Source organism: Streptomyces sp. SID13031 (assembly GCF_010548305.1).
Taxonomy (GTDB): Bacteria; Actinomycetota; Actinomycetes; order Propionibacteriales; family Kribbellaceae; genus Kribbella.
This window is the reverse complement of the sequence record NZ_JAAGLV010000018.1, coordinates 178107-185340: the sequence shown is the minus strand read 5'-3', so window position 1 is coordinate 185340 and position 7234 is coordinate 178107. Positions and strand designations below refer to the sequence as shown.

General features: G+C 68.8%; 7 protein-coding genes and 1 rRNA gene. 5 read left to right on the top strand and 3 right to left on the bottom strand.

The genetic code is table 11. The features are described from left to right. A 5S ribosomal RNA gene (rrf, locus tag G3I17_RS31005) occupies positions 1-81 on the top strand; the annotation flags it as partial. Between the two features lie 74 nt (positions 82-155). Here the strand turns inward: rrf and G3I17_RS31000 are convergent. From G3I17_RS31000 to G3I17_RS30990, 3 genes are read right to left on the bottom strand one after another with little or no spacing between them, the layout of a single operon-like run. Beyond that, positions 156-914, bottom strand: coding sequence for an IclR family transcriptional regulator (locus tag G3I17_RS31000; RefSeq protein ID WP_164601174.1), 759 nt, complete (start codon positions 912-914; stop codon positions 156-158). 24 nt (positions 915-938) lie between these two features. Next, entirely contained in the window at positions 939-1130 is a 192-nt protein-coding gene (locus tag G3I17_RS30995) for a SoxR reducing system RseC family protein (RefSeq protein ID WP_164601173.1), read from the bottom strand. A 3-nt stretch (positions 1131-1133) separates the two neighbouring features. Continuing rightward, positions 1134-2051, bottom strand: coding sequence for a GNAT family N-acetyltransferase (locus tag G3I17_RS30990; protein ID WP_203590996.1), 918 nt, complete (start codon positions 2049-2051; stop codon positions 1134-1136). Between the two features lie 141 nt (positions 2052-2192). Here G3I17_RS30990 and hutH point away from each other — a divergent pair, with 141 nt between their 5' ends. The 4 genes from hutH (at position 2193) to G3I17_RS30970 (ending at position 7233) form a co-directional block, all read left to right on the top strand. Further along, a complete protein-coding gene (hutH, locus tag G3I17_RS30985) occupies positions 2193-3746 on the top strand; it encodes a histidine ammonia-lyase (protein WP_164601172.1) in 1554 nt (517 codons plus the stop codon). Between the two features lie 37 nt (positions 3747-3783). Next, positions 3784-5439: a urocanate hydratase gene (hutU, locus tag G3I17_RS30980; RefSeq protein WP_164601171.1), complete on the top strand. Its 1656-nt coding sequence runs from the start codon at positions 3784-3786 to the stop codon at positions 5437-5439. 142 nt (positions 5440-5581) lie between these two features. Continuing rightward, entirely contained in the window at positions 5582-6583 is a 1002-nt protein-coding gene (locus G3I17_RS30975; protein WP_164601170.1) for an ABC transporter ATP-binding protein, read from the top strand. Further along, positions 6580-7233, top strand: a complete 654-nt coding sequence (locus G3I17_RS30970) for an ABC transporter permease (protein ID WP_164601169.1) — start codon at positions 6580-6582, stop codon at positions 7231-7233. The genes G3I17_RS30975 and G3I17_RS30970 overlap by 4 nt, the downstream gene beginning before the upstream one ends. Position 7234 lies beyond the last annotated feature (1 nt).

Sequence of the window (7234 nt, the reverse complement as noted above, 5' to 3'; positions counted from 1 at the left end):
ATTCCGAACCTGGAAGTTAAGCCTGACAGCGCCGATGGTACTGCGACCGGTAGGTCGTGGGAGAGTAGGACGTCGCCGGACATTCACACTGTTAAGGGCCACCCATCCACTGGGTGGCCCTTAATGCGTTTACCGGTCCTTGCCCGGGAGCGCTCTTAGTGGCTCAGGCGTCGCGTGAGCGCATCCGCAGCCTGACGGGTTCGCCTGGCCAGCAGGAAGCGTTCGCCGGCTGGGATTGCGTCGGTGCGGAAGCTGATGCTGATCGCGGCCACCGGATGTCCCGCATAGTCGACCGCCGCACTCGCGACGGAGGCGACGCCAGGCGTGATGTGCGAGTCCTCGACCGCGTACCCCTGCCGTTTCTCGTCAGCGAGGATCCTCCGGAGCTGGCTGAGCGTCTGCGGTCCATGATCGGTCCGGCGTACGAAGCTCTCAGGCGTCGGGAACAACGCTCGGACCTGCGCCGGCGGCAGCGCTGCGAGCAGAGCACGCCCGGAGGCGGTCAGCGTTGCCGGCAGTCGGACTCCGATGTCGGTGACCAGCGTGACGGGCCGCGGTGGCTGTTCCTTCAGCAGGTAAACGAGCTCCCGCCCGTGCAGGACGCCCAGATGTGCCGTCTGCCCGACCTCGGCGACCAACTGGGCCAGCAACGGCCGGGCCAGGCGCTCGAGTGGGTCGTGCCGCAGATAGGCGGAGCCGATCTCGAAGGCAGCGACCCCGAGCCCGTACCGCTTCTCCTCCGGCAGGTGCACCACGAAGCCCTCGCTGAGCATTGCCTTCAGCAAGTGGTACGTCGAAGAGCGTGGCAGGCCGACCGCGGAGGCGATGCGCTCCATCGGTACCGGACCGGGCTGGGTAGCCAGGAACGTCAGCACCCGCAGAGTGCGGGTCGAGGCGGGAACGTTGCCGCTCACAACTAGGAGAGTAGCTGCCCTGTCTCAGATTTCGGACGATTGACGGGCTTTGGCGCGGTCGCGCCGGATCCAGAACCGCAGCCCCTCACCCGCCAGCGCCAGCCCGAACAGGCCGAGCGCCATCCCCCAGTCGAACAAGTCCGACCCCGACATCAGGAATCCGACCCCGACGGCCAGCGCCACGAAGAACGCGACCGGGAGGAGAAACCGGGCCACGGCTCAGAGCACCTTCTCCACGGGCGTGAGCACCTTCTCGGCGGTCCAGGCGGCAGCGGTCACCCGGTAGCCGAGCCACTCGTTGACCGCGAGCATCGGCGCGTTCCCCGCGTCGTTGCCGGTGAACGCCTGCTCGAACCCGGCGTCCCGGCTGCGCGTCAGCGCCGCTGACTTCACCACCTTGGCCAGCCCACGACCCCGGTACGCCGGAACGGTACCGGTCAGGTTCGACCAGATCACCCGCCGCTCCGGGTCCGCCGTCGTCGTCACGAACGAAACGACCTGGTCGCCGGCCAGCAGCGCAACGCTCAGATCCAGGCGCAGATCCGGGTGGTCCCAGTCATGCTGAAGCCAGGCGTCGTACCCCGAGACATGCGACAACCCGCTGGGGTCATCCCCGGCCACGGCCGCCTCGGCCTCCCAGAGGCGACGCGGGTCGAGCTCCGTGAAGTCGACCAGCCGCAGGTCGCCTGGCGCAGCCGCGGCCTCCGGTACTGCGCTGAGGTCGGCGCGAGAGTGGCTCATCCGCCGGCCGATCTCGAACCCACGACGGGTGGCGAACTCCTTCGAGCTGTCCTCGTCCCCGACGACAGCGAGGAGCCGGTGGGCCCCTGCGTCGACGGCCACCGCGGAGACCTGATTGGCGAGGGCGCTCCCGATCCCACGCCCGCGCTGCGAAGGCGGCACCTGCACGGTGATCCTCACCCGCGGAGCGACTTCCTCCGGCGCCGGCCGGTAGATGTTCCCGTAGCCGACCACCACGTCGTCCTCGACCGCGATCAACACCACCCGCGTCGTGCTCTTGCGAAGCTCCGCCTCAACTCCACGAGCGGTCTTCACCAGATGTGGCATCGCAGCCGCCCACACCCCAGCAATCCCCACCGCATCAGCCGGCACCGCCACCCGTACCTCAAACCCCATCCCCCGACCCTAAGGCGGTCCAGGGTCTCTACCCGGTACGGAGCGTCGGTGGTGACCGCTGAGCTGGAGATGTCTCGCATCTGAGACGGGTGCTGGGTGGCGGTGCTATCCGTGCGGCGTGTGGCGGGGTGCAATGGGCTGGTGAACAGCCAAGCATCCCAGGCAGTGACAGTCGGCGTCGGGCCGCTCAGCCCGGCGGACGTCGTCGCGGTGGCGCGTTACCGGGCGCCCGTGCGGATCGACGACCAGGCGCTCGAGGAGATCGCGAAGTCGCGGGCGGCCATCGAGGCGCTGGCGCACGCGGACACCCCGCACTACGGCGTCTCCACCGGGTTCGGGGCACTCGCGACGCGGCACATCGCGCCCGAGCTGCGGGCCCAGCTGCAGCGCAGCCTCATCCGGTCGCACGCGGCCGGTTCCGGGCCCGAGGTCGAGACCGAGGTGGTCCGCGCGCTGGCCCTGCTGCGGCTGTCGACGCTCGCGACCGGTCGTACCGGGGTGAAGGTCGAGACGGCTCAGGCGTACGCCGGGCTGCTGAACGCTCAGCTGACCCCTGTCGTGCACGAGTACGGCAGCCTCGGCTGCTCCGGCGACCTTGCACCCTTGTCGCACGTCGCGCTCGCAGTCATGGGTGAGGGCAAGGTCCGCGATGCCGAGGGCAATCTCCTCGACACGGCCGACGCACTCGCTCAGTACGGGCTCAAGCCGGTCGTCCTCGCCGAGAAGGAAGGCCTGGCGCTGATCAACGGCACCGACGGCATGCTCGGCATGCTGGTGCTCGCGCTCGCCGACCTGGACCGGCTGCTGAAGACCGCCGATATCGCCGCCGCGATGAGCGTCGAGGGTCAGCTCGCCACAGATCGGGTCTTCGCCGCAGACCTGCAGGCACTCCGCCCCCATCCCGGGCAGGGCGCCTCGGCCGCCAACCTGCGCGCAGTACTCAGCGACAGCGGGATCGTCGCAAGCCACCGCGGTCCTGACTGCAACCGTGTTCAGGACGCCTACTCACTGCGCTGTTCGCCGCAGGTGCACGGCGCCGCCCGCGCCACCGCGACCCACGCCGCCTCCGTCGCCGGCTACGAGCTCGCCGCCGCGATCGACAACCCGGTTGTACTACCCGACGGCCGGGTCGAGTCGAACGGCAACTTCCACGGCGCGCCGGTCGGCTATGTGCTCGACTTCCTCGCGATCGCCGTGGCGGACGTGGCCAGCATCAGCGAACGGCGTACGGACCGCTTCCTCGATGTCGCCCGCAACCACGGGCTGAACGCCTTCCTGGCCGACGATCCCGGCGTCGACTCCGGGCACATGATCGCGCAGTACACGCAGGCCGCGATCGTGTCGGAGCTCAAGCGGCTCGCAGTACCGGCCAGCGTCGACTCCATCCCGAGCAGCGCGATGCAGGAGGACCACGTCTCGATGGGCTGGTCCGCCGCCCGCAAGCTGCGCAAGAGCATCGACGGCCTGCAAAGGGTTCTGGCGGTGGAGATCCTCACCGCGGCCCGCGCCATCGATATGCGCGCACCGCTCGAGCCTTCGCCCGCGACCGGCGCCGTACGCGCCGCTCTGCGCGTGCACGTCGAGGGGCCGGGCACCGACCGGCACCTCGCCCCCGAGATCGAACACTCCGTCCAGCTCGTTGCTGACGGCACCTACCTGAACGCTGTCGAGGCCGTCACCGGCCCGCTGTCCTGACCACTGACGACTGACGACTCGAAAGGCTGGATCACACATGTCCGGACCCCGACCCGTTCGCGCCGCCCGCGGCACCACCCTCACCGCCCAGGGCTGGCAGCAGGAAGCCGCCCTGCGGATGCTGCAGAACAACCTCGACCCGGAGGTGGCCGAGCACCCCGACGAGCTCGTCGTCTACGGCGGCACGGGCAAGGCGGCGCGGAACTGGAACTCCTTCGACGCGATGGTCAGAACGCTGACCACGTTGAAGAACGACGAGACGATGCTGGTGCAGTCGGGGAAGCCGGTCGGCGTCATGCAGACGCACGAGTGGGCGCCGCGGGTGCTGATCGCGAACTCCAATCTGGTCGGCGACTGGGCCAACTGGGAGGAGTTCCGCAGGCTCGAGGCGCTGGGACTGACGATGTACGGCCAGATGACGGCCGGCTCGTGGATCTACATCGGCACCCAGGGCATCCTGCAGGGCACCTACGAGACGTTCGCCGCGGTCGCCGCGAAGAAGTTCGGCGGCACGCTGGCCGGCACGATCACGCTGACCGCGGGTCTCGGCGGGATGGGCGGCGCGCAGCCGCTGGCCGTCACGATGAACGACGGCGTCGCGATCTGCATCGACGTCGACTCCAGCCGGATCGACCGGCGGATCGAGCATCGGTACCTCGATGTCCGCGCCAAGGACCTGAGCGACGCACTGCGGCTGGCCGAAGAAGCCAAGAAGGCTCGCCGGCCGCTGTCGATCGGCGTCCTGGGCAACGCGGCGGTGATCGTGCCGGAGCTGCTCGAGCTGGGCGCGCCGATCGACATCGTCACCGACCAGACCTCCGCGCACGACCCGTTGATGTACCTGCCGGTGGGTGTGGACTTCGACGACTGGGTGACGGCCCGCGAGAAGGACCCGGCCGGCTTCACCGAGCGCGCGCAGGCCTCGATGGCCCGGCACGTCGCCGCGATGGTCGGCTTCCAGGACGCGGGCGCCGAGGTGTTCGACTACGGCAACTCGATCCGCGACGAGGCACGCAAGGCCGGGTACAACCGGGCGTTCGAGTTCCCGGGCTTCGTACCGGCGTACATCCGGCCGTTGTTCTGTGAGGGCAAGGGCCCGTTCCGGTGGGCCGCGCTGTCGGGCAACCCACGCGACATTGCCCGGACCGACCAGGCGATTCTCGACCTGTTCCCGGACAACGAGCACCTGACCCGGTGGATCAAGATGGCGCAGGAGCGGGTGTCCTTCCAGGGGCTGCCGGCCCGGATCTGCTGGCTGGGGCAGGGTGAGCGCGACAAGGCGGGCGTGCGGTTCAACGACATGGTCGCCTCGGGTGAGCTGGACGCGCCGATCGTGATCGGGCGCGACCACCTCGACACCGGCAGCGTGGCCTCGCCGTACCGGGAGACCGAGGGCATGCTCGACGGTTCCGACGCGATCGCGGACTGGCCGCTGCTGAACGCGATGGTGAACGTCGCCAGCGGTGCTTCCTGGGTGTCGATCCACCACGGTGGCGGCGTCGGGATGGGCCGGTCGATCCACGCCGGGCAGGTGTCGGTTGCCGACGGCACCGATCTGGCCAGGCAGAAGCTGGAACGGGTACTGAGCAACGATCCGGCCATGGGTGTGATCCGGCACGTGGATGCCGGGTACGAACGAGCAGAAGATGTAGCCACTGAACGAGGCGTCAGGATCCCGATGCGGGAGAGCTGATCGCTGCACTGTGCGACCGAGGCAATTCATAGCGCTAAGGTGCACATTCTTGAGGGGCGAGACAGCCGCCAATCGCGTGTTGGCGGGCTCTCGTTCCCCTAGGATCGTTCGGGCGATCTCCCAGCGAGCGCGAAGGGGCGCCATGATCGAGTTCGAAGACGTCACCAAGCAGTACCCCGACGGCACCGTCGCCGTCGACAAACTGAGCATGCGGATCCCGAGCAACGAGATCACCGTGTTCGTCGGACCTTCGGGCTGCGGCAAGACGACCTCGCTGCGGATGATCAACCGGACGATCGAGCGCAGCAGCGGGACGATCTCGATCGACGGCGAGGACATCAACGCCGGCGATCCGGTCACCCTGCGGCGCGGGATCGGGTACGTGATCCAGCACGCCGGGCTGTTCCCGCACAAGACAGTGGTCGACAACGTCGCCACCGTGCCGAAGCTGCTGGGCTGGGACAAGAAGAAGACCCGGGCCACGGCGATGGAGCTGCTCGAGCGCGTCGGTCTCGATCTCAAGCTGGCCGAGCGGTACCCGGCCCAGCTGTCCGGTGGCCAGCAGCAACGAGTCGGCGTCGCCCGGGCGCTCGCGGCCGACCCGAAGATCATGTTGATGGACGAGCCGTTCAGCGCCGTCGACCCGATCGTGCGGCACCAGCTGCAGGAGGAACTGCTCCGGCTGCAACGCGATATCGGCAAGACGATCGTCTTCGTCACGCACGACATCGACGAGGCGATCAAGCTCGGTGACAACGTCGCCGTCCTGCAGGTCGGCGGCAAGCTGGCCCAGTTCGCACCGCCGGCCGAGCTGCTCGCCAACCCCGCGGACGCTTTCGTCGAGAGCTTCGTCGGCCAGGACCGCGGTTACCGGGCTCTTACGTTCTTGCACACCGACGAGCTGAAGCTCGGGCCGCTCCCCGCCGAGCTGGTGCTGGACGACGCGGGCAGGCCGTCGGGCTGGCGCAAGGGCGAGGGCGCCCTGTTGCCGATCGGCGCGAGCTTCACCCGCAGCGACTCGCTGCGGGCGGCGATGGACGCGGTACTGACGTCTCCGACCGGTCAAGGGGTGTGCGTCGACGAGGCGGGCAAGGCCCTCGGCATCGTCGACCATGCCATCCTGGCCGAGGCGCTGCGGTCATGACCTGGGTCGGCGACAACCTCTCGCTGATCTGGGAGCAGCTCAGCGAGCACCTCTACCTGGCGATCCTGCCGGTCATCCTCGGCCTGGTCATCGCGATCCCGCTCGGGTACGTCGCCACCCGGTTCTCCTGGCTGGCGAACCCGCTGATCGCGCTCGGCGGCGTGCTGTACTCGCTGCCCTCGATCGCCTTGTTCATCGTCTTGCCGGTGATCCTGGGGACCCGGGTACTGGACCGGATCAACATCATCATCGCGCTGACGATCTACGCGGTCTCACTGCTGATCCGCAACGTGATCGACGGGCTGCGCTCGGTCCCGCCGGACGTCCGGCAGGCCGCGATCGCGGTCGGCTACGGCCCGGCCCGGCGGTTGCTGACGATCGACCTGCCGATCGCGGTACCGGTGATCTTCGCCGGCCTGCGCGTCGTCACGGTCGCCAACATCTCGATGGTGAGCGTCGGCGCGGTGATCGGGATCGGCGGCCTGGGGGAGCTGTTCACGCTGGGCTTCCAGAAGGACTTCCTCACGCCGGTCGTGGTCGGCGTCGTGCTGTCCCTGCTGCTGGCGTTGCTGGCCGATCTGCTGATCGTCACCCTGCAACGCTTCCTGACACCCTGGGCCCGCGTGGTCGCTTCGGTGAAGGAGGCCTGAG